A 20323-nucleotide genomic window follows, 5' to 3' on the forward strand; every position below is an offset into this window, starting at 1 on the left:
CTGTGATTATTCAGCCTGAATCTGCGGCCCGCGACTGGCTGGTCGGCGGGGGCCTGTTACACTTCTGATAAGCATAAATCAGGAGCAGACATGAAATTAGGTTTTGCATGTAAGTATCTCAACAGCGATGGCAAACAGTTTTTCCCGTTTCGCGCCACCACCCGTAAACGGTTTCTGAGTTTATCGCATGATGAACGTCATCAGCTGATCTATGAAATCACCGTGACTAATCTCAACAATCTCTACCTCACACTTGAACATCTGGCCACCTTACCTGAACCGCTCAGGATGATGCGTATCGGCAGCGATCTGTTGCCACTCTATACGGTACCTGAGGCCACACCACTGTTTACCGCATTTCTGCCCGAACTCTATCCGCTGTTTGCCCGCTGTGGTGAGCTGGCACGGGCGCATCACATCCGGCTCTCATTCCATCCAGGGCAATATACCGTGCTCGCCTCCGACAATCCCGATGTGGTGATTCGCGCGCTGGAGGATGTGGAGTATCACACGCTCTGCGCCTGTCTAATGGGGTATGGCAAGACCTTTCAGGATTTTAAAATCAACATTCATATGAACGGCAAGGCGGGATTCGACGGCTTCAAACGGTCGTTTAATCAGCTCAGCCCGGAAGCGCGGCTGATGCTGACGGTTGAGAATGATGAGATCTCCTGCTCGCTGGATGACGTGCTGCAGGCAGCATCGCTCTGTCCGGTAGTGCTGGATATTCACCATCACTGGGTAAAAGAGAGTGCGTTTATTCAGCCCGATGACGCGCGTGTTGCCCGGGTGATCAATTCCTGGCGCGACGTACGGCCGGTGCTGCACTACTCGATTTCGCAGGAGGGCATTATTCCGCAGCAGGGCTGGCCCGATCAGCAGCAGCTGGGCGTAAGTAAAAGCAAGCTGCGGGCGCACTCTGACTACTTCTTTAATCCGACGCTGAATGCGTGGGCGCTGTCTTTTCAGGATTTCGACATCATGTGTGAAGTGAAAATGAAGAATCTGGCGCGGGAACAGCTCTTTCAGTGGGGGATAACGCAGAAGCTGATAAGTAATCCCCTGGCCGAAGGGGCCAGGGAATCGGCGAACGTTAAATAATGGCCACGCCGCCCGTCACGGCAATCGTCGCCCCTGAAATGTAGCTGGCTTCGTCACTGGCCAGCATCACATAGGTTGGCGCCAGCTCAGCAGGCTGACCGGCACGTTGCAGCGGCACTTCACTGCCAAAGTTCTTCACCTGTTCAACCGGCATGGTCGATGGGATCAAGGGTGTCCAGATGGGACCGGGCGCGACCGCGTTGGCACGGATACCTTTTTCAGCCAGTAAGGCTGCCAGGCCGCCAGAGAAATTAACGATGGCGGCTTTGGTGGCAGAGTAGGCGAGCAGCTTCGGTTTCGGCTGGTCAGCATTGATCGAGGCCGTATTAATGATCGATCCACCAGCAGGCATATGCCGTGTTGCCGCTTTAGTGATGTAAAACATCGCGTAGAGGTTAGTTTTCATCGTCCGATCAAACTCTTCGTCGCTGATCTCGTCCAGCGATTCGCGCGTCATCTGATACGCCGCGTTGTTCACCAGAATATTAATCTCACCAAAGGCTTCGACGGCTTTATCGACAAGCGCAGCGCAGTGTGATGCCTCGGTAATATCGCCTGGCACCAGAACCGCTTTCTGGCCCGCCTCTTCAACCAGCCGGGCGGTATCCTGCGCATCCTCATGTTCATCAAGATAAGAGATCAGAACATCGGCCCCTTCCCGGGCAAAGGCAATGGCGACAGCCCGGCCAATGCCGGAATCGCCACCGGTAATAATGGCTTTTTTCCCCGCCAGGCGGCCGGAGCCCTGATAACTCTGCTCGCCATGATCGGGCTGTGGCTGCATAGCCGCGGTTTTACCCGGCGGCGTTTGTTGCTGTTCGGTAAAAGGGGGGTGCGGACGTTGAGTCGATGACATGAATATTCCTCCATAAAAATCCGTTAGCGTAAAACAACCGGTCCGGGTCACACCGTGCGGTGTGGCCCGGACCGGTACGCCTGCGTCAGTTAAGGCTTGGGTGACGTAATGCCGTCAATCTGCTCTGACTGCGCACCAGAACCGGGACGGGCATTGCCGAGCAGCGGCTCATCACCCAGAATATCTGGCTGCTGTTTCGCGCTGAACTGACCATGGCCATCGTAAGCCGGGCCATTGCTCCAGCGACCTTCCGGCAGCGGTTTATCCAGCGAGGTATTCAGACAGTAGTAAGAGTGCTCCTGCGCTTCATGCTCCTGCGGGAAGCTGTTCGGGATTGGCAGCGAGGCGTTCAGACCGCCCATCTCTTCAATCACCGCCAGCCACTGCTGCTGGTGCATGGTGTCACGCGCAATCAGGAACGACAGGAAGTCCTTCATGCCTTTATCTTCCGTCATATTGTAGAGCCGGGTGGCCAGTACGCGGCCGGTAGCTTCTGCGGTGACGTTAGCCAGCATATCGGCCGCCACGTTGCCGGACGCATAGATATGACTCATATCAAAAGGCACGCCGTTGGCGTTAACCGGCATCGCTGCCAGACCGGAAGAGAGGATATGGCGCGGGTTCATTCCGCCCAGAATCGCATTAACCACCGGATCTTTCGCTGACGCTTCCTGGTAAGAGAGCGGGGCACCTTCAAGGTTAAGCGCCACGGCGTAGCCCAGCATCTCGATATGGCTCAGCTCTTCGGTGGCGGTCGAGATCAGCAGATCGCGAATCCGCACATCACCGCGCGCGCCCATCGCCTGGAAAAAGTATTGCATCGCTACACGAATCTCACCTTCGACGCCGCCGATGGCCTGCTGTAGCAGCATGGCAAATTCTGGATCGGGTTTCTCTACACGAACCGGGAATTGAAGTTTTGATGAATGATGAAACATGATTATTTTCCTCGTCTGTGTTTGCAGTGGATGCAGAAAAAGCCTGGACACAGATAACGGATAAATAAAGCGAAACGAGAGCATTTAATCGGAATTTCAGGTTGAATAAGTGGCGAAAACAGTAAAGACCGGAGCTATATCTGGTCCGGCAGGGCAGGCAATCTTAGCGGTGAGGAGGGGACAAGTGATTCAGTGCAGGAGAAATAAAAAAAGCCCCATAACAGGGGCTGATTCCGGACGGGAAAAGCATCCATGCTAATTCGCGTTCCCTCATAACAGACACAGATTTTTAGCTGCCGTTGGTCGCCGAAGTGCGCTGCAGAACATGTTCAAGCGCCTGACGGTAAATATCCTGTTTAACCACGTCACGCTCGCACTCCAGGCGGTGAATCAGGCCCAGCACAATGTCTTTATCTGAGACATGGGTTTTCGCATGGGCGAGTTCGGCATGGACTGCGGCGATAACCTGTTTTTCCGTGGTCAGCGCGGTACCAGAGTTCATGAAGTAATCAGAAATCTGAGACTCTGTATTCATCGTTGTTTGCATGTCAGGCCTCATAAGAAATTGGGGGAAGAACGCGTCGATTCAGATCCGGTTACCGGCTGACGCAAAAAAAATGCATCTGAAGGTGGAAATCCACAACACCTTCAGATGCGGTGCAAAGCACCTTTCGTTACAAGTGATTTAACATCACGTGACAAAGTTATACAAGAATCGAAAACTTGTACAATGAAATTTGACAAAATTTAACTGGTCGGTGGTGTATTTCAAAAGTATGTTTAAAGTGAATAAAGGTTTTAAGAGGGTTAGTTGAATAAATACAGTAAGTTGCAGATTTTTTGGGAGGGGCGGCGATTTTCAGGCCAGAAGGCTGAAGATTATGGCTGACGCCACGTTAACGCGTTAAAATCGCTTTTTTCCGCAGATTTCAGCCAAAGTTGTACAGGTTTCAGCGCTGGAAAAGTGTGTGCTGCTGCAATCCTGGCCGTCTGACAGGCCATGCCGCATAATTCACTTCCCACGCCTGATGCAGAAGGCTAAGGTTGACCCCTTATTTATCACAAGGAAATGATCATGGTTCACGACTATTTCGCAATTCCGCCTGCGGGCATGACTCAGGAACAACATAAACGTTCGGTCGCTGTGGCTGCTGCTCTGTCAGTGGCAAAGGAGTCCGTCAGCGCCTCCACCTCAGCAACCGGCTCAAAAACCGCCTGGGATCTGCAGGCCGTGGCGAATGAAGTTGCCAATCTGGCCGACGCAATTCAGGATGCGCTGGAGAGTGACAGCGAGGTGTAAACACTAACCTGTTTCATCTGAGGCTGCCCGGAGGCGGTGCAGGGCGGTGGCAGCGTTCAGGCGCCGATAACGTCCGGCATCGGACGCTGCCGGAAAGTCCGCTTATTCCATTGCGGGTGGCTCATATTTAATATACTGACGCAGGGCATCATGGATAGCCTGATTATTGCCCTCTTCCAGACCGCGTTCGGCATACTCTTTCGCCAGCGCCGCCAGGACATCGTCAAACTTCCCTTTGTAATTGAGATTATTCAGCGCAATTTGCTGACCGAGTATCGCTTTTAATACCGTGGTCTCAACCGTTAACTGCGTAACTGCCTCTTCCAGCTGTTTGATTCGATCGTCGTCTGCCATAACCCCTCCATGCTTAAAAAAGCAGAATAACCAGCCTGCCCGTAATATTCAAACCTCTCCGAATGCCAGAGAAGCGTTGTCAGATTTTCCTTAAGTAAAAATAATCAGCCGGTGAATTTATAAGATTCTTTACTGTAAGAAGAAATCGACGATATTCCGGCAGTGCGGCGAAAATAACCCGTTTCCGCTTACTCTGACGGCAATGCGAAAAAACGTTTAAAAAAAAGTGCATTACCATCAACCCTTTCGCTTAAAGATGTCCCATCTCACTTGATTAAAAGGGGGATTAGCTATTACTGTGTTTATATACAGTAATCTTAAAAAGGAGCGAAATGATGGAATTCATTAAACCTGCGGACATTCGTGCCGTTATGCCTTTACCGCTATATATCGAACGTGTGCCGTGCGGATTTCCATCCCCGGCGCAGGATTATGTTGAACAACGCATTGATCTCAATGCGCTGATGGTCCAGCACCCCAGCGCCACCTACTTTGTCCGGGTCAGTGGCGAGTCAATGATTGAGGCGGGCATCAATGATGGTGACATGCTGGTGGTTGACAGTTCACTCACGGCCTCACACGGCGATATTGTGGTCGCTGCGGTCGACGGTGAATTCACCGTTAAACGTCTCCAGCTTCATCCCTGCCTGCAACTGATGCCGATGAATACCAAATTTAAACCGATCGCTATCCAGACCGAAGATGCGCTGGAAGTGTTTGGCGTTGTGACCTTTGTGATTAAAGCGACCCACTGACCATGTTCGCGCTGGTCGATGTGAACTGCTTTTACGCGTCGTGTGAGACCGTTTTCCGGCCCGATTTGAGGGGCAAGCCGGTGGTGGTGCTGTCGAACAACGACGGCTGTGTGATTGCGCGCAGCGCCGAGGCAAAAAAAGCCGGCATCAAAATGGGCGCGCCCTATTTTAAAATGCGTGAAGAACTCACACGTCATGCGGTGCAGGTCTTCAGCTCAAATTATGCGCTTTACGCCGACATGAGCCATCGGGTGATGACGATACTGGAAGAGATGGCGCCGTCGGTGGAGATCTACTCGATCGACGAGGCGTTTATGGATCTCACCGGCGTGCAGAACTGTATGGCGCTGGAGACGTTTGGTCATCAGGTCAGAGAACGGATACGCAAAGAGACCCATCTGACTGTGGGGGTCGGCATTGCGCAGACTAAAACGCTGGCCAAGCTGGCAAATTTTGCGGCCAAAAAATGGAGCAAAACCGGCGGTATTGTTGACCTGTCGAACCCCGAACGACAAAAAAAACTGCTGGCGCTGATTGATGTAGCGGATGTCTGGGGGGTGGGCCACCGGATTGGCAAACGGCTCAACGCCATGGGCGTCATGACGGCGAAAGATCTGGCCGATCAAAGCACTGAGGCCATTCGCAAACAGTTCAGCGTGGTGATGGAACGTACCGTCAGAGAGCTGCGCGGTGAATCCTGCCTGGAGCTGGAGTCAGTAACGCCGGATAAACAGCAAATCATGTGTTCGCGCTCGTTTGGCAGCCGTATCTCCGACTACGACCAGATGCGTGAAGCCGTCTGCGCGTATGCTGAGCGCGCGGCAGAGAAGCTGCGCCGGGAGAATCAATATTGTCGTCAGGCAGGCGTCTTTGTGCGAACCAGTCCGCATGCGGCTGACGAACCCTTTTATGGCAATCAGTCCACCGGCCAGTTGCTGATCCCGACGCAGGACACCCGCGACATTATCGGCGTTGCGCTGGCGTGTCTGGATAACATCTGGATTGAGGGACATCGCTACATGAAGGCGGGCATCGTGCTGGGGGATTTTTTCAGTCAGGGCGTGGCTCAGTTTGATCTGTTTGATGAACATCAGCCACGCCGCAACAGCGAAGAGCTGATGAAGCTGATCGACACAGTCAACAAGCTCGGCAGCGGGAAGCTGTGGTTTGCCGGGCAGGGAATAAACAAAGCCTGGTCGATGAAACGCGAGATGCTGTCGCCTGCCTATACCACCCGGATAACCGATCTGCCTGTGGTTGCGCTTAAGTGAACGCTGACCCGATGTTCCTCTGCTGCTGAAGCCGCGGTCTCTGCTAAAAGCTTTTTTTATCACGCGATTAAAGCGGCAGGAAGTTATGCTTTACCTGGCCAGATGAGTAGTTTTTCATCTGGCATTTTAAAAAATTACCAGGTAAATATAATGGATTTCAGGCAGTTTGAAGCCAGAGTGATGCTCTGGACCGCGATACATTTCACAGCAATTATAAAATCCCGCCACCACGACGAATATGAGATTTATGCGATCGACGATAGCAGCAATATAAAAACCAGACTCTTTTTATGTTTTGCTGACAATGAAAACCACGCCAGCCTGCTTATTAAGCAATTTACGTTATGGCTGATAAAAATAAACGCGCTGAAGCGCAGTCAGCAGCGGGAAAAAGACCGCACGGAGACAACGTTATTATCTGAATGAATCGCGTCCGGCTTGCACCGCAGACCAGGCCAGGGGAGGCCAGACAGACGGCGAATACTATTAACGCGCCAGGGAATAACGGGCCGTCTGGGCATGACGGGCGACTGACGACCTATCTTGTTACCTGCGCCTGGGATAGAATCGCCATTGATTTGGACAGCAACGCACCTCCCCGGGCCGGTAACAATGACCATGACAGCCATAGCGCATAAAAACAAAGAGCGGGGACGCCCCAGAGAGTTCGATATTGAACAGGCTCTGGATCATGCCATGATCGTTTTTCGGCAAAAAGGGTACCATGCGGCATCAATGAGCGATTTGGGTGAGGCAATGCACCTCTCCGCAGGCAGCATCTATAAGGCGTTTAAAGATAAGCGCTCGCTCTTCCTGCTGGTGTTCGAGCGTTATCTGTTGCTGAGAAATAGTGAGTTGCGCCGTCGTCTGGCACCCTGTATCAGCGGCCGGGAAAAAATAACCGCGCTATTGCAGTTCTACCTGGATTCGGCGCGCGCCACAGAGGGACGTTGCGGCTGTCTGGTTGTTGCCAGCGCGATTGCGCTGCAGACGATGGATCAGGCACTCGCGCAGCGCATAGACGACGTGGTTCAACGTAATCAGTGCTTCCTCGTCTCGCTGCTGGAGCAGGGGCAACAGGATGGATCTGTCGATAACACGCTGGACAGTGAAGCGGCAGCTGGGTTAATTCTCTGCATTGCATATGGTATGCGGGTAGCAGGCAAGGTCAGCGATGTGACCAATGAAGAGCAGACACTGGCGCTGGCTTTGAAAGTGCTGGGATAACTTTCTCTGAAGTCAGGCAGGTCAATCCGTAGACAGGCTTTCCCGCCCCACGCTTTCGAACAGAGAACGTCTGCACTCTCCTTTCCCCTCATCTGATTATCTACCAGGCTTTCACGCTTTATCCTGCAGCGAAGAAATGAAGGCCCGTTTCGTGAAAACATCAATCTTGCTGACACGCGTGGCAGCCATTGGCTGTTCTGTTTTTGCCGCCCGTGGGGGGTGAAACCCATACAGTGGAACATCCACAAACGCCGCAGGTGACTGAAAATGGGGAGCCGCTGACGCGCTAACCGTGTGACGACAGGTGGGGATAAGCCACCGTTGACCGATTAACGTCCAAATAGCAGGCTGATGAGCGCACGGTAATGGCGCTCTTCTTCCTGCGTGGAAGCCGTTTCAAGCCGACGCAGAAGTTTGGTGCAGATCGATTTACGGTTCACGTTCTGGTCGGCATGCAATATTTCCACTACCACCTGTCCCAGCGTCTCTTGCTGTGAGGGCAGGCTTGCCGCTTTGAAATAACGGGCAATATCGTCTGCCGTCTGCGGCAGCCTCTGGTTCGGGTACATGGGTGAGTTCCTGGCGTGCGATGTAAAAATGATCAGATAGCCGCGAACTTATACAAAATTAAATAAATTGTACAGTTATTTCAGGCGTGATCGAAAGATTGTTTGTTCAGTGCGGAAGTCCGGTCACAGGGACGACCTGATCTCAGAAGCAGGGGGACAGGATGAGGCTGACAGGGAACCCGGCTGACGCCCGGTCCCCTGTAAAACGAACACTGATAACCTGTCAGTAATCAACGATAATCTTTGAGGAAAATCGGTGCCTGTCCGGTCTCTACCAGCCAGTTTAATTCGGCGCGGTCGCGCGTTGAGGATTCAATGAAACCTTTGAGCCAGTTCCGTGCATCGGCAATCTGTGCGACCCGCTCATCGCTGCGCTCTTTTTCGGCCATCTCGCTCAGCTGGCGAATCAATGCTACCAGCGTAATTTCCTGCTCTTCAAACGCCAGATTAATTGCTGCTTCACCAAGAATCATATGACCGATTGTTTTGTCATGATAAACCATCTGCACCCTCCTGATTGAATAGCGATATAAAGAGTCTAGTTAAAGACGCTCTCGACTAAAAGGTGGGAAACGGCAGGGCGATATGATTAAAAATTTACAGAAAATAAAATGAACCTTTAAGCGAGGCGGTAAGGCACTAATAACAAAGCATAAAAAAAGATTTATGCTTATCGTCAAAAATAAACCAAGCTATTATTCTGGTTAGAAAAGAGAGGGGTTGCCTGAAATTCAGATAAGAGCAGCATCCGGGATTTTCGTTTTTAGGTTATTAGTGGCACTGTTGCCTGCAATATTATTGCCACGCCACACCGGATATTTCTGATTTAAAAGATGGCGTGAGATAAAGCCGGGGTTGTACGCCACTTCGTGCCAGAGTCAGACAAAAATAAAGCCGCCCGTGGGCGGCTTTATTCTTCGGACAACAGCAGTCGGATTATTTCTTCGGTACTTCAGAGACCGCTTTAACGTCCGCTTTATTAATCTGCTGCTTCACGCCATTTGCATCGGTATAAGCCAGCAGGCCGGCATCCGATTCAGAAGGCTTGCCATCACTAATAATGGTGCGTCCATCGTTGGTCTGAATCGCATAACTGGTACGGGTGCAGCCGGTTAATACGGTCATACCAATCAATGCGGCGAGAGGTAAAATCAGCGCTTTTTTCATCTTATTCACCTTATATTAGTTATCGAGTTCACTCATGTTACTGATCTCATTACGATTGATCTGCTCAGTTTTTCCTGTCTGAGCATCCCGGTAAGAAACCAGACCAGTATCTGAATCAATCTGGGGTTTGCCATCAGTGACAATCGTGCGGCCATCAGTGGTCTTAATCGACTGGTTTGAGGCACAACCTGCCAGCGTACCTAAAGAGAGAGCCAGCAAAGCGATGGCTGACAGGGATTTCATTTTCATTTTCATTTTTCTGCTCCATGAAGTATATCCGAACGTTTACAGCATAGTCGGCTTTATCAGGTTTGCTGGCCCTGCCGCGTCTCGCTGCCTGTTTTTTAGACAAAAAAAGAGGGTGTGGCGTTGATTAGCGGATATGACACCGGGAAATAGCATTTATTGCAAATGTACATGGCTGCTTATGCCGTTTCAGCAGATGACTCGCCGAATGGAAATAAGATCGATGCCAGGGCGGGAAATAAGCACGGTAGCCAGAGCGGATATTTTCACAGAAGTCAGAATAGCCGTACGGTAATACTCTGCATCTGCGTTAATACCTGGAGAGATGCACGGGTCCGATAACCATCAGGGTCCCGGACTCGTGCAACAGGGGATCAGAGGATGGAGTCTTCGCCCGCTTTAGCGGCCGCTTTTTCTGCTTTCATGGCGCTGACCGGGTCTGATGCGCTCAGCCAGCGGTCAAATTTCTGGTAGGTGTCGATAAAGGTTTTAAAGTAGCTGCTGGCGATGGTGGCATTCTCTTTGTGGTTCATAAACGCCACTGCCAGCTTAAATGCATCTTCGTTATCAAATTTCATGTTTGTCTTCCTCGCTTAAGATCTATAGAGCGTAGCCTGAGAACGCGGCCTGTGCATTCAGACAACCGTCTGAAAAGGCGCAATAATTCAGCCTGACTGACAGCATCTACCCGATTGGCGTGGATTCCCACTTACTTCGCGCGCAATCCTTCTTATAATGCCAGCTTCACTCGTGAAGGAGACCCGCTTATGTTGAAAGGATTAACCGTTGCCGCGGTGCTACTGCTGTCAGGCTGTAGCCTGATGCATAAACAGCCGCCGTCGCCGCAGACCCTGCACTATCGCTGCGGAACCATGCCCCTGACCGTGACGCTGGATGAGGCGCAGCAGCAGGTCAGTTTCATCATGGATGGGCAGCCTCTGACGCTGAAGCAGACGGTATCCGCTTCCGGCGCACGCTACAGCGATAATACCTATGTCTTCTGGTCCAAAGGAAACGGCGCGTTTATCGAACGTAACGATAAAATTGTCGTGAATGATTGTGAGCTGCAACCTGCCAGCTGACTTTTTATCTGAATAGGCGAGCATTATGAGCGACAGCGAAACGCTACACACCATTGCCCATCTTCGGCGTGAATATACCCGCGGCGGATTGCGTCGTAAGGATCTGCCGGACGATCCGATCGCACTGTTTGAACAGTGGCTAAGCCAGGCCTGCGAGGCAAAACTGCCCGATCCTACCGCCATGACCGTGGCAACCGTGGATGAGCAGGGCCAGCCGTGGCAGCGCATCGTGCTGCTGAAGCACTACGATGCGCAGGGCATGGTGTTTTACACCAACCTCGGCAGCCGTAAGGCGCTGCAGCTGGCGCACAATCCGCGCATCTCTCTGCACTTCCCGTGGCACTATCTGGAGCGTCAGGTGATGGTGCTGGGTGAAGTGGAAAAACTGTCGCCCCTCGAGGTGCTGAAATATTTCCACAGTCGTCCGCGCGACAGTCAGATTGGTGCCTGGGTGTCGAAACAGTCGAGCCGTATTTCGGCACGCGGCATTCTGGAAGGGAAGTTTCTGGAGCTTAAACAGAAGTTCCAGCAGGGCGAAGTGCCATTGCCCAGTTTCTGGGGGGGATATCGGGTGAAATTTCACACGGTGGAGTTCTGGCAGGGAGGCGAACATCGTCTGCACGATCGTTTCATCTACCAGCGCGATCACGACGGCTGGAAAATCGATCGACTGGCACCCTGAATCTGCACGATTTCCCCCTATCAGCGCTGGCACAGAAAGCGTCAGCGCTTTATGCTATAGCCCTGATTTTTTTCGATTCCGCAACTCAGCGGAAAGCTGTGTACCAGCATAGGTGCAGTCTGATCAATTTGGAGTCAGTAATGACCAGCAGTAACCTGATACAACAATTGCAGGAGAGGGGCCTTATCGCCCAGGTGACGGATGAAGACGCGTTAACAGAGAAACTGGCGCAGGGGCCAATTTCGCTCTATTGCGGCTTCGACCCCACTGCTGACAGCTTGCATTTGGGCCATCTGGTACCGCTGCTCTGCCTGAAGCGTTTTCAGGATGCCGGCCACAAGCCGGTAGCACTGGTCGGCGGTGCAACCGGCCTGATTGGCGATCCAAGCTTTAAAGCCGCAGAGCGTAAACTTAATACCAGCGAAACCGTCAACGAATGGGTTGAAAAGATCCGCCAGCAGGTGGCGCCATTCCTCGACTTCGATTGCGGCAGCAACAGCGCCATCGCCGCCAACAACTACGACTGGTTTGGCGGCATGAATGTGCTGACTTTCCTGCGTGATATCGGTAAACATTTCTCTGTTAATCAGATGATCAACAAAGAAGCGGTGAAGCAGCGTCTGAACCGTGACGATCAGGGCATCTCCTTTACCGAATTCTCCTACAATCTGTTGCAGGGTTATGACTTTGCCTGCCTGAACGAGCTGCACGGTGTGTCGCTGCAGATTGGCGGCTCTGATCAGTGGGGTAACATCACTTCCGGTATCGATCTGACCCGTCGTCTGCATCAGAACCAGGTCTTTGGCCTGACCGTTCCGCTGATCACCAAGTCTGACGGCACCAAATTTGGTAAAACCGAAGGCGGCGCAGTCTGGCTGGATGCGAAGAAAACCAGCCCGTACAAGTTCTATCAGTTCTGGATTAACACTGCGGATGCTGACGTCTACCGTTTCCTGAAATTCTTCACCTTCCTGAGCATGGAAGAGATCAACGCGCTGGAAGAAGAAGACAAAAACAGCGGCACCGCACCACGTGCGCAGTACGTGCTGGCTGAGCAGGTGACGCGTCTGGTGCATGGCGAAGCGGGTCTGTCGGCGGCGAAACGCATTACTGCCAGCCTCTTCTCCGGCTCCGTGAGCGAAATGACCGAAGCCGATTTTGAACAGCTGGCGCAGGATGGTATGCCAACTATCGTGCTGGGCGCTGATGATGACCTGCAGCAGGCGCTGGTGAAAGCAGAGCTGGTGCCGTCCCGTGGCCAGGCGCGCACCATGATCGGCTCCAATGCCGTTTCACTGAACGGTGAAAAGCAGTCCGATGCGGAGTACCGCTTCAGCGACAGTGACAAACTGTTTAACCGCTATACGCTGCTGCGTCGCGGCAAGAAACATTACTGCCTGATTAAATGGCAGTAAGATTTCAGGGCCGGTTTCCGGCCCTTTTTTATGGTAAGGCAGGACAGGGCAAACAAGTGAAAAATATTTTAGCGATTCAGTCGCACGTTGTTTTTGGTCACGCTGGTAACGCGGCGGCTGAGTTTCCGATGCGCCGCCTGGGTGCAAACGTCTGGCCGCTGAATACCGTGCAGTTTTCCAACCATACGCAATATGGCCACTGGACTGGCACGGTGATGCCTGCAACCCATTTAACCGACATCGTTAAAGGCATTGCTGACATCGACCGCCTGAAGACCTGTGACGCGGTCCTGAGCGGTTATCTGGGCTCAGCAGAGCAGGGTGAGCAAATTCTGCAGATTGTTCGTCAGGTCAAAGCGGCCAACCCGAATGCCTGGTACTTCTGCGATCCGGTTATGGGCCATCCGGAGAAAGGCTGCATCGTGGCGCCGGGTGTGGCGGAGTTTCACTGTAAAATGGCGATGCCTGCCAGCGATATTATTGCTCCGAACCTGCTTGAACTGGAGATGCTGAGCGAGCGCACTATCACGGACGTCGATGCGGCGGTAGACGCTGCGCGGGCACTGATTGCCCAGGGGCCACGCGTGGTGCTGGTGAAGCATCTGGCGCGTGCGGGGCGTCGCAGCGATCGCTTTGAAATGCTGCTGGTGACGGCGGAAGACGCCTGGCACATCAGCCGTCCACTGGTCGATTTCGGTGTCCGTCAGCCGGTTGGCGTGGGCGATCTCACCAGCGGTCTGCTGCTGGTTAATCTGCTGCATGGCAAATCTTTGCAGGATGCGCTGGAGCATGTTACCGCGGCGGTGTACGAGGTGATGCTGAAAACCCATCAGATGGGCGAATATGAACTGCAGCTGGTGGCGGCACAGGATGCTATCGCCACTCCGACGCAGCACTTCGCGGCAGAAAAACTGTAACGCATCAGGGCCGGATAACCGGCCCTGTTTACTCAGGCTAAGCCTTCCGCTTTAAGCGCCGCCTGCACCGCAGGACGTTCCGCGACACGATCAAACCATGCGCCCAGCGCTGTAAAGCCGGATAAATCCAGTCCCAGCGCCTTTGCCCAGCGCGTCACCACAAACAGATAGGCATCCGCCACGCTGAAATGCAGCCCCATCAGCCACTGCTTGTCATGCAGTGACTCATCGACATAGCGGAATTTTGCTTCCAGCTGGTTGCGGGTCTGCGCTTTCACCTCATCGGAGTAACCGGGGCGAAACAGTGGCCCAAAGCTTTTATGCAGCTCACTGCCGATGTAGCTGAGCCACTCCACAGTGTGATAACGCGTCAGGCTGCCAACCGGTGCCAGCAGATGGCGATCGGGCTTCAGATCCGCCAGGTACTGAACAATGGCGACGCCTTCCGTCAGCACAGAACCGTCGCTGAGCTGCAGCACGGGCACCTGGCCTTTAGGATTGATTTGGCGGAAGTCATCGCCCCGTTCAGTGATTTTTGTGGCCAGATCAACACTCACCTGAGTAAAGTCGAGCCCGCATTCACGCATAACAATATGGGGTGAGAGAGAGCAGGCACCCGCTTTGCAAAACAGTTTCATAACCAGGTACTCCTTGTTGCAATGGGATCATTGCATAGTAAAGAGTCAAAGCGGGATTACCAGTGACAAAGATCAGGGATCTGCGAAGGGCGTTGCGGCAGGCCATAAAAAAAGCCGGGCAGAGCCCGGCTTAGCTGAAGTGCGGCGTGAATTACGCCTGCACGTTATTTTTTTTCGCGTCAGGATCCTGCGCCATGCGGTTCAGCATCGGCGCCGTAATCAGCATCAGCAGGGCGATCACCGCCGTCACGATACCAATCTGCTGGAATACGCGGCTGTAGGTCGCCAGCGAAATCAGTGGATCGGTAACATTTTCAGGCACGGCCATCAGGTTTGCCACCTTACCGGCAATCACCGCCGCGCCAGCGGTAGTCAGGAACCAGGAACCCATGATAAAGCCCATCAGACGCTGAGGCACCAGCTGTGCCACCATCGCCAGGCCGAGGCCAGAGATCATCAGCTCACCGATACTCTGCAGCGCATAGCTCAGGATCAGCCAGTTAACGGAAACGATACCGGCATCGCTGGCGAACTTTGCACCTACCGGCAGCACCAGGAACGCAGCGGAGCAGAGCACCATACCAAAGGCAAACTTGTGCGGCATAGGCAGTTTATCGCCCAGCTTGTTATAGAGCGCCGCCAGCAGCGGACTGGCCAGCATAATCCAGAACGGGTTCAGCGCCTGGAACTGCTCTGGCGCAAAAGTAATGCCGAGAATGCTGTGCTCAACGTTGCGGATAGCAAAGAAGTTCAGTGACGTTGGCATCTGCATATAAAGCACGAAGAACAGAATCGCTTCGACCATCAGCAGGAAGGCAACAATCATCTTACGACGTGCCGCGCCCTGCAGTGCAAAGGCCTCTTTGGCAAACACCAGAACGATACCCAGCGCAATCACCGCCAGCACAAGCCGTGCGATAGACTGGTGATGCAGCATCCAGTTGGCCAGGGCAATCAATACGACGATGCCGACCAGCGTCATCAGCAGTTTTCCGACCTGCAACGGAACGAAATCGGGTTTAGAACCGTAATCCTTGACCATGCGTTTGCAGAACAGGAAGTTGAACAGGGTAATGATCAGACCGATAACGCAAAGAGAGAAGGCTACGCTATAACCATATTTCGCCGCTAACCACGGTGTCAGCATCATTGAGAAGAGTGAACCGATGTTGATCGACATATAGAACATGGTGAAAGCACCGTCGAGACGCGGATCATCTTTGTCGTAGCAGGTAGAGAGCAGCGAAGAGGGGTTTGCCTTAAACAGGCCGCTACCCACCGCGATGGTCGCCATACCGATGTAGACAATACTGACATTATGACCGGAGAATGCCACCAGCGCATAGCCCAGCGCCAGCACCAGGACCCCCAGTACGATGACGCGTTTGGTACCCAGCACCTTATCACCGAGCCAGCCGCCAATCGCGACCAGACCATATACCAGCGCGCTGAATGAAGAGAACAGGGTAATGGAGTCTGATTCAGACAATCCCAGTTGCTTCACCAGGTAAACCGCCATAATGGCCTGCAGGCCATAGAAGCCAAAACGTTCCCATAACTCAATCGAAAAGATTAAGTAGAACGCCTTCGGCTGTTTAAACGCATTGAGACTGACAGCCTCATCAGTGTGTTTGTTTGCAGTTGACACATGTACCTCAGTTTTTTCATACCCTGTTTCGGGACAGGAATTAAGTCCGCGTCATGTGAGTTTTCCATGCGCAAGATTGTTATTAGAAGGGAAAAGCGGCGACTAATTTGGCTGATTACGGGCGACAGGGCAAGAATTTTCTGACAACCCGCCGGGTTTACGAATGTTGGGTTAAAAAACTTATAACAAACTGTTAATTGGTTTTTAATGTTGAACCCAGGAAAAATATCAGTACAGATGCTCTGGATAAGCGCCTCACACTGGCGAGTATTAACATTAACTGCTAATGCGGGTTTAACCAGATAAATAGTTCGCTGAATAATAACCAGGCAGCACTAACGGCAGGTTGCTGGCTAATCCACAGTCAATCTGGCGAATTATCGGACATTACAGGCCCGACATTGCCGGAAAAACAGTCAAATGATGATCCTGTGCACAAACAGATGATTTATTTCAGAAAGGAAAAAAAGAAACCGGTTGCGTTGCAGCGTCTGGCACGGGAGCTTGTGGCGCTCGCAGACGCTGGCAAGATAAAAACCAGCTCAGCCTGCCGGTGAAAAGCCACCCGTGCATGTTAAAAACCTATCACGATAATCCGCTTTCAGCTCGCTCTCGACAGAAAATTAACATTACTGTAACCTCTCAATTTCCCCGAGAAGGATCTGTTTATGTCGTCCCCCCTGCGCTTATCTCTGGTTGGTGACTACCGCGCCGATGCGGTTGCCCATCAGGCTATCCCCCTTGCTATTGAACGTGCTGCCCGCTGGCTGAATATCACCGCTGAAGCGGAGTGGATCGCCACTGACCGACTGGATGAGTCAGAACTGCAACTCAGCGATGCCGTCTGGGTGGTGCCCGGTAGCCCCTATCGAAATGATGCCGGTGTGTTTGACACACTCCGCTGGGTGCGTGAGACCGGAAAGCCTTTTCTTGGCTCCTGCGGTGGCTTCCAGTATGCGCTGATCGAATATGCGCGCAACGTACTGGGCTGGCAGGATGCCAGCCATGCCGAGACGGACACCGAGGGGAGGATGGTGATTGCCCCGCTGAGCTGTTCGCTGGTGGAACAGCGCGGCGCGGTGAGGTTCGGACCCGGGTCACGCATTGCCAGAGCCTACGGCATGCTGGAGAGCGATGAAGGTTATCACTGTAACTTCGGTGTTAACCCGGAATTCAGTGCAGCGCTGGGCGATAATACGCTGCGCATTACTGCCTGGGACAACGCGGGCGATGTGCGTGGCGTCGAGCTACCGGATCACCCATTCTATGTCGCCACGCTGTTTCAGTCAGAACGCGCCGCACTGCAGGAAAAAGATTCTCCGCTGGTGATTGCCTGGATGCAGGCGGCGCTGGCGCAACGCTAAACGCAATCATCCTGTGACACTGTCACAGGATGATGTCTGTCAGCGCAGCATGGCCGGACGTTTGGCGTTAAAGGACCAGTTATCGATCAGAAACTGCATGCCCAGCGCGTCATTGCGGTTTTTATCCGGTAGCGAGTTGTAGAGCGCATGTGCCGCTTCAACCCGCGCCATATTCAGGGTGATCCCCAGCCCTGGCCCCTCTGGCAGTTCCAGATAGCCATCACGAATTTGCGGCGCATGCTGCGTCAACTGCTGCCCATCCTGCCAGATCCAGTGGGTATCAAAGGCGGTCAGGCGATCTCCTGGCGCAGCGGCCCCCAGATGCGCCACCATCGCCAGCGATACGTCAAAGTGGTTATTTGAGTGGCAGCCGGTGGTCAGACCCCACTCATGGCAGAGCTGCGCCACGGTATGCGCGTTACGCATCGTCCAGAAGTGTGGGTCGGCCAGGGGAATGTCGATGGCATTGAGCTGCAGCGCATGCTGTAACTGTCGCCAGTCATTGGCGATCATATTCGTGGCAACCGGAATGCCGGTGGCCCGCCTGAATTCTGCCAGCGTTTCCCGACCGGAATAGCCATGCTCCGCTCCGCAGGGATCTTCCAGATAGGGAATGCGGCCCGCCAGCTGTTTGCCATAATAAATGGCCTCATCCAGCGACCAGCTGGCGTTGGGATCAACCGTTACCCGCGCCTGCGGGAAGCGGGCCAGCAGGGCGTTGACCGTCTCCACTTCCACTTCGCCGTGATGGACACCACCCTTGAGTTTGAAATCGCGGAAGCCATAGCGATCCGCTGCCGCCTCCGCCAGCCGCACTACGCCTTCCGCGTCCATCGCTTTCTCATGACGCAGTTGCAGCCAGGCATCACTACCCGCGTGGCCCGCCTGATAGTTCATGCTGGTCAGATTACGGTCGGCGATATAGAACAGATAGCCGAGGACCGGCACCCGATCGCGCTGCTTGCCGCTGGCAAGTAACTCGGCCACCGGCAGATTCAGGTGCTGACCCAGCAGATCAAGCAGGGCCGCTTCAATCGCTGCGGTGGCGTTGTAAAACTTCTCCGGGTTCATCTGCGGAATATGAATGTCGTCGGTATGCGCGGTTTGCTGGTGTCGTGCGTCGCTGGCAAACAGCGTGGCGAGGGTGGCATTCAGCCGCAAGAGTTCGCTGCCCTCAATCTGCGGACGAAAGCGTTCCAGCAGCGCCAGCGTTGAAGCGTGGCAGGGACTTTCGCCGACGCCGGTACGGCCAGCCGAGTCAGTCAGGATCACCAGGATACGGGTAAAGTAGCAGTTGTGCGCGCCGCCAATGTTCAGCAGCATGCTGTCATATCCGGCGACGGGCACCACCCGCATTGTTTTAATGACTGGACTGTCTGACATGTTGATTCTCCATAGGATCAAGGGAAGGCGGGGATGGCTTGCGGCGCAACAGCAGCCACAGCCCGGTCAGCAGCGAGACGCTGGTCAGAGCATAGAGACCGCCGGTAGTGGAGCCGGTCTTCATCTCCAGATAGCCAAACACCGTCGGTGCAAAGAAGCCGCCAAGGTTGCCAATTGAGTTCACCAGCGCAATACCCGGCGCGACAATCGAGGCGGGCAGCTCGCCCTGCGGCATCGGCCAGAAAAAGGTCGCGCTGACTTTCGAGCCGATACAGGCCACGATCATCGCCAGGAAGCCAAACCACGGGGAACCCAGCGTGGCCATAAAGGTGCCGCAGGCCGCGACCAGCATGGCGACACCCAGCGCTTTATCGAGCTTGTCGCGGTGCCGATCTGAAAAGCGGCTCAGCAGATTAATGGCAATAATGGCGCACAGCCAGGGCACGGCGGTGAGAATGCCGATGCCAAAACTGCTGAAGCCCTGAATGCGCTGAATAATCTGCGGCAGCCAGAACACCAGCGTGTAGCCGGTCATGGTCATCGTGAAAAAGATCGCGCAGAAGAACAGCAGGCTGCGATTACGTAGCAGCGACATTTTGCCTGGCGCGCGGTTAAGCTCGTCACGCTGCGCCTCTTCATTCTGCAGCTGCTGCACCAGCGCCTGTTTCTCCGCGACACTCAGCCAGCGCGCCTCACCAGGTCGTGACACCAGTACCCAGGCGGCCAGAATGCCGACCAGCACCGACGCACCGCCTTCGAGAAACATCACCCACTTCCAGCCAGCAATCCCCAGGAAATTGTGCATCATCAGGATCGCGCCGGTGATGGGGCCGGAGAAGAGAAAAGCGCCAGCGGTGGCACTCAGCACCATCGCGGTGGCGCGGCCGCGCCAGGCATTGGGCACCCACTGACGGAAATAGAACAGCACGCCAGGAAAGAAGCCTGCTTCCGCTACGCCAAGTAAAAAACGCAGCAGGTAAAACTGGATCGGTGAGGTGACGAAACCGGTCAGGACCACCACCAGTCCCCAGGTAATCATAATGCGCGTCAGCCAGACGCGGGCGCCGAAACGCTTCATCATCAGGTTGCTCGGCACCTCAAACAGCGCATAGCCGATAAAAAAGAGGCCTGCGCCCAGCCCAAAGGCCGCCGCGCTGATCCCGGCATCGGTGCGCAACTCCGCTTTGATAAAGCCAATATTGGCGCGGTCGATCTGGTTAATAATCAGCATTACCACCAGCATCGGGATGATATGGGTGAAGAACTTTTTGATGGCGGAGGCGATCAGCTCATCGTGCTGCGGGGACAAGGCGCTATCCATCGGTCTTCCTCATGAGAAACGTAAAGAAGAGCAAAGTGTAGGGTGCTGATAAGGCCGGCTCTATGGGCATCCGCCCAGGACCAGATGGG

The 20323-nt window shown here is 53.7% G+C and carries 24 protein-coding genes; 11 read left to right on the forward strand and 13 right to left on the reverse strand.

From position 1 onward, the window contains the following. Window positions 1-90: 90 nt before the first annotated feature. Window positions 91-1101, forward strand: coding sequence for a UV damage endonuclease UvsE (locus AC0T7J_RS00970; RefSeq protein ID WP_473791510.1), 1011 nt, complete (start codon window positions 91-93; stop codon window positions 1099-1101). On the opposite strand, the gene AC0T7J_RS00975 is transcribed toward AC0T7J_RS00970, so the two are convergent. The 3 genes from AC0T7J_RS00975 to AC0T7J_RS00985 all read right to left on the reverse strand — a co-directional run bounded on the left by AC0T7J_RS00975 (window position 1094) and on the right by AC0T7J_RS00985 (window position 3430). Continuing rightward, complete coding sequence (locus AC0T7J_RS00975) at window positions 1094-1957, reverse strand: SDR family oxidoreductase (RefSeq protein WP_473791512.1); 864 nt, start codon at window positions 1955-1957, stop codon at window positions 1094-1096. The two genes, AC0T7J_RS00970 and AC0T7J_RS00975, sit on opposite strands and share 8 nt — an antisense overlap. An 89-nt stretch (window positions 1958-2046) precedes the next feature. Next, complete coding sequence (locus AC0T7J_RS00980) at window positions 2047-2895, reverse strand: manganese catalase family protein (RefSeq protein WP_473791514.1); 849 nt, start codon at window positions 2893-2895, stop codon at window positions 2047-2049. Between the two features lie 289 nt (window positions 2896-3184). Next, a complete protein-coding gene (locus tag AC0T7J_RS00985; protein WP_473791516.1) occupies window positions 3185-3430 on the reverse strand; it encodes a biofilm development regulator YmgB/AriR family protein in 246 nt (81 codons plus the stop codon). Window positions 3431-3970: 540 nt separating this feature from the next. Here AC0T7J_RS00985 and AC0T7J_RS00990 point away from each other — a divergent pair. After that, complete coding sequence (locus tag AC0T7J_RS00990; RefSeq protein ID WP_010245468.1) at window positions 3971-4195, forward strand: hypothetical protein; 225 nt, start codon at window positions 3971-3973, stop codon at window positions 4193-4195. A 102-nt stretch (window positions 4196-4297) separates the two neighbouring features. On the opposite strand, the gene AC0T7J_RS00995 is transcribed toward AC0T7J_RS00990, so the two are convergent. Next, window positions 4298-4549 carry a hypothetical protein gene (locus AC0T7J_RS00995; protein WP_473791518.1) on the reverse strand — a complete coding sequence of 84 codons (252 nt, stop codon included), beginning with the start codon at window positions 4547-4549 and terminating at the stop codon, window positions 4298-4300. A 335-nt stretch (window positions 4550-4884) separates the two neighbouring features. Between AC0T7J_RS00995 and umuD the strand changes: the two genes are divergently transcribed. The 4 genes from umuD to AC0T7J_RS01015 all read left to right on the forward strand — a co-directional run bounded on the left by umuD (window position 4885) and on the right by AC0T7J_RS01015 (window position 7802). Next, entirely contained in the window at window positions 4885-5304 is a 420-nt protein-coding gene (gene umuD / locus AC0T7J_RS01000) for a translesion error-prone DNA polymerase V autoproteolytic subunit (protein ID WP_434147268.1), read from the forward strand. 2 nt (window positions 5305-5306) lie between these two features. After that, window positions 5307-6575, forward strand: coding sequence for a translesion error-prone DNA polymerase V subunit UmuC (umuC, locus tag AC0T7J_RS01005; RefSeq protein ID WP_473791519.1), 1269 nt, complete (start codon window positions 5307-5309; stop codon window positions 6573-6575). Window positions 6576-6725: 150 nt separating this feature from the next. Then, window positions 6726-7001 (forward strand): hypothetical protein, encoded by a 276-nt coding sequence (locus AC0T7J_RS01010; protein WP_473791521.1) that lies wholly within the window; start codon window positions 6726-6728, stop codon window positions 6999-7001. 186 nt (window positions 7002-7187) lie between these two features. Next, window positions 7188-7802 carry a TetR/AcrR family transcriptional regulator gene (locus tag AC0T7J_RS01015; protein WP_473791523.1) on the forward strand — a complete coding sequence of 205 codons (615 nt, stop codon included), beginning with the start codon at window positions 7188-7190 and terminating at the stop codon, window positions 7800-7802. A 329-nt stretch (window positions 7803-8131) separates the two neighbouring features. On the opposite strand, the gene ycgZ is transcribed toward AC0T7J_RS01015, so the two are convergent. The 5 genes from ycgZ to AC0T7J_RS01040 form a co-directional block, all read right to left on the reverse strand. Next, window positions 8132-8371, reverse strand: a complete 240-nt coding sequence (gene ycgZ, locus AC0T7J_RS01020) for a regulatory protein YcgZ (RefSeq protein ID WP_473791525.1) — start codon at window positions 8369-8371, stop codon at window positions 8132-8134. 230 nt (window positions 8372-8601) lie between these two features. Next, window positions 8602-8874, reverse strand: coding sequence for a hypothetical protein (locus AC0T7J_RS01025; protein WP_473791526.1), 273 nt, complete (start codon window positions 8872-8874; stop codon window positions 8602-8604). Between the two features lie 433 nt (window positions 8875-9307). Continuing rightward, entirely contained in the window at window positions 9308-9538 is a 231-nt protein-coding gene (locus tag AC0T7J_RS01030) for a YgdI/YgdR family lipoprotein (protein WP_010245445.1), read from the reverse strand. 15 nt (window positions 9539-9553) lie between these two features. Next, a complete protein-coding gene (locus tag AC0T7J_RS01035) occupies window positions 9554-9787 on the reverse strand; it encodes a YgdI/YgdR family lipoprotein (protein WP_010245442.1) in 234 nt (77 codons plus the stop codon). 371 nt (window positions 9788-10158) lie between these two features. Beyond that, complete coding sequence (locus AC0T7J_RS01040) at window positions 10159-10362, reverse strand: hypothetical protein (RefSeq protein ID WP_003848989.1); 204 nt, start codon at window positions 10360-10362, stop codon at window positions 10159-10161. 189 nt (window positions 10363-10551) lie between these two features. Here AC0T7J_RS01040 and AC0T7J_RS01045 point away from each other — a divergent pair, with 189 nt between their 5' ends. From AC0T7J_RS01045 to pdxY, 4 genes are all read left to right on the forward strand, one after another. Further along, a complete protein-coding gene (locus AC0T7J_RS01045; RefSeq protein WP_010245432.1) occupies window positions 10552-10866 on the forward strand; it encodes an MliC family protein in 315 nt (104 codons plus the stop codon). 25 nt (window positions 10867-10891) lie between these two features. After that, the gene (gene pdxH / locus AC0T7J_RS01050) at window positions 10892-11548 is read left to right on the forward strand and encodes a pyridoxamine 5'-phosphate oxidase (protein ID WP_473791529.1); all 657 of its coding nucleotides are present in this window, start codon (window positions 10892-10894) and stop codon (window positions 11546-11548) included. Between the two features lie 140 nt (window positions 11549-11688). Then, window positions 11689-12963, forward strand: a complete 1275-nt coding sequence (gene tyrS, locus AC0T7J_RS01055; protein ID WP_473791531.1) for a tyrosine--tRNA ligase — start codon at window positions 11689-11691, stop codon at window positions 12961-12963. Between the two features lie 56 nt (window positions 12964-13019). Further along, on the forward strand, window positions 13020-13880 hold the full coding sequence (gene pdxY, locus AC0T7J_RS01060; protein WP_473791533.1) for a pyridoxal kinase PdxY: 861 nt from the start codon (window positions 13020-13022) through the stop codon (window positions 13878-13880). 32 nt (window positions 13881-13912) lie between these two features. Here the strand turns inward: pdxY and gstA are convergent, their stop codons facing one another. Together gstA and dtpA are read right to left on the reverse strand one after the other, a co-directional pair. Beyond that, on the reverse strand, window positions 13913-14518 hold the full coding sequence (gstA, locus tag AC0T7J_RS01065; RefSeq protein WP_473791535.1) for a glutathione transferase GstA: 606 nt from the start codon (window positions 14516-14518) through the stop codon (window positions 13913-13915). Between the two features lie 151 nt (window positions 14519-14669). Beyond that, complete coding sequence (gene dtpA / locus AC0T7J_RS01070) at window positions 14670-16166, reverse strand: dipeptide/tripeptide permease DtpA (protein ID WP_473791537.1); 1497 nt, start codon at window positions 16164-16166, stop codon at window positions 14670-14672. Window positions 16167-16834: 668 nt separating this feature from the next. Here dtpA and AC0T7J_RS01075 point away from each other — a divergent pair. After that, complete coding sequence (locus AC0T7J_RS01075; protein ID WP_473791539.1) at window positions 16835-17530, forward strand: CTP synthase C-terminal region-related (seleno)protein; 696 nt, start codon at window positions 16835-16837, stop codon at window positions 17528-17530. A gap of 39 nt (window positions 17531-17569) precedes the next feature. On the opposite strand, the gene AC0T7J_RS01080 is transcribed toward AC0T7J_RS01075, so the two are convergent. Together AC0T7J_RS01080 and AC0T7J_RS01085 are read right to left on the reverse strand one after the other, a co-directional pair. Continuing rightward, window positions 17570-18913 carry an enolase C-terminal domain-like protein gene (locus tag AC0T7J_RS01080; protein ID WP_473791541.1) on the reverse strand — a complete coding sequence of 448 codons (1344 nt, stop codon included), beginning with the start codon at window positions 18911-18913 and terminating at the stop codon, window positions 17570-17572. Continuing rightward, window positions 18891-20234: an MFS transporter gene (locus AC0T7J_RS01085; RefSeq protein WP_473791543.1), complete on the reverse strand. Its 1344-nt coding sequence runs from the start codon at window positions 20232-20234 to the stop codon at window positions 18891-18893. Before AC0T7J_RS01085 ends, AC0T7J_RS01080 begins: the two co-directional genes overlap by 23 nt. Window positions 20235-20323: the final 89 nt, after the last annotated feature.

This window comes from Pantoea sp. E956-1 (assembly GCF_982223955.1).

Coding starts and splice junctions, on each gene's coding strand:
- pdxH (WP_473791529.1), top strand. CDS start 10,892: ATGAGCGACAGCGAAACGCTACACACCATTGCCCATCTTCGGCGTGAA.
- AC0T7J_RS01025 (WP_473791526.1), bottom strand. CDS start 8,874: ATGGTTTATCATGACAAAACAATCGGTCATATGATTCTTGGTGAAGCA.
- AC0T7J_RS00985 (WP_473791516.1), bottom strand. CDS start 3,430: ATGAATACAGAGTCTCAGATTTCTGATTACTTCATGAACTCTGGTACC.
- AC0T7J_RS01035 (WP_010245442.1), bottom strand. CDS start 9,787: ATGAAAATGAAATCCCTGTCAGCCATCGCTTTGCTGGCTCTCTCTTTA.
- gstA (WP_473791535.1), bottom strand. CDS start 14,518: ATGAAACTGTTTTGCAAAGCGGGTGCCTGCTCTCTCTCACCCCATATT.
- umuC (WP_473791519.1), top strand. CDS start 5,307: ATGTTCGCGCTGGTCGATGTGAACTGCTTTTACGCGTCGTGTGAGACC.
- ycgZ (WP_473791525.1), bottom strand. CDS start 8,371: ATGTACCCGAACCAGAGGCTGCCGCAGACGGCAGACGATATTGCCCGT.
- AC0T7J_RS01030 (WP_010245445.1), bottom strand. CDS start 9,538: ATGAAAAAAGCGCTGATTTTACCTCTCGCCGCATTGATTGGTATGACC.
- AC0T7J_RS01080 (WP_473791541.1), bottom strand. CDS start 18,913: ATGTCAGACAGTCCAGTCATTAAAACAATGCGGGTGGTGCCCGTCGCC.
- AC0T7J_RS00970 (WP_473791510.1), top strand. CDS start 91: ATGAAATTAGGTTTTGCATGTAAGTATCTCAACAGCGATGGCAAACAG.
- AC0T7J_RS00990 (WP_010245468.1), top strand. CDS start 3,971: ATGGTTCACGACTATTTCGCAATTCCGCCTGCGGGCATGACTCAGGAA.
- AC0T7J_RS00995 (WP_473791518.1), bottom strand. CDS start 4,549: ATGGCAGACGACGATCGAATCAAACAGCTGGAAGAGGCAGTTACGCAG.
- tyrS (WP_473791531.1), top strand. CDS start 11,689: ATGACCAGCAGTAACCTGATACAACAATTGCAGGAGAGGGGCCTTATC.
- umuD (WP_434147268.1), top strand. CDS start 4,885: ATGGAATTCATTAAACCTGCGGACATTCGTGCCGTTATGCCTTTACCG.
- AC0T7J_RS00980 (WP_473791514.1), bottom strand. CDS start 2,895: ATGTTTCATCATTCATCAAAACTTCAATTCCCGGTTCGTGTAGAGAAA.
- AC0T7J_RS01015 (WP_473791523.1), top strand. CDS start 7,188: ATGACCATGACAGCCATAGCGCATAAAAACAAAGAGCGGGGACGCCCC.
- AC0T7J_RS00975 (WP_473791512.1), bottom strand. CDS start 1,957: ATGTCATCGACTCAACGTCCGCACCCCCCTTTTACCGAACAGCAACAA.
- AC0T7J_RS01085 (WP_473791543.1), bottom strand. CDS start 20,234: ATGGATAGCGCCTTGTCCCCGCAGCACGATGAGCTGATCGCCTCCGCC.
- AC0T7J_RS01045 (WP_010245432.1), top strand. CDS start 10,552: ATGTTGAAAGGATTAACCGTTGCCGCGGTGCTACTGCTGTCAGGCTGT.
- AC0T7J_RS01010 (WP_473791521.1), top strand. CDS start 6,726: ATGGATTTCAGGCAGTTTGAAGCCAGAGTGATGCTCTGGACCGCGATA.
- AC0T7J_RS01040 (WP_003848989.1), bottom strand. CDS start 10,362: ATGAAATTTGATAACGAAGATGCATTTAAGCTGGCAGTGGCGTTTATG.
- AC0T7J_RS01075 (WP_473791539.1), top strand. CDS start 16,835: ATGTCGTCCCCCCTGCGCTTATCTCTGGTTGGTGACTACCGCGCCGAT.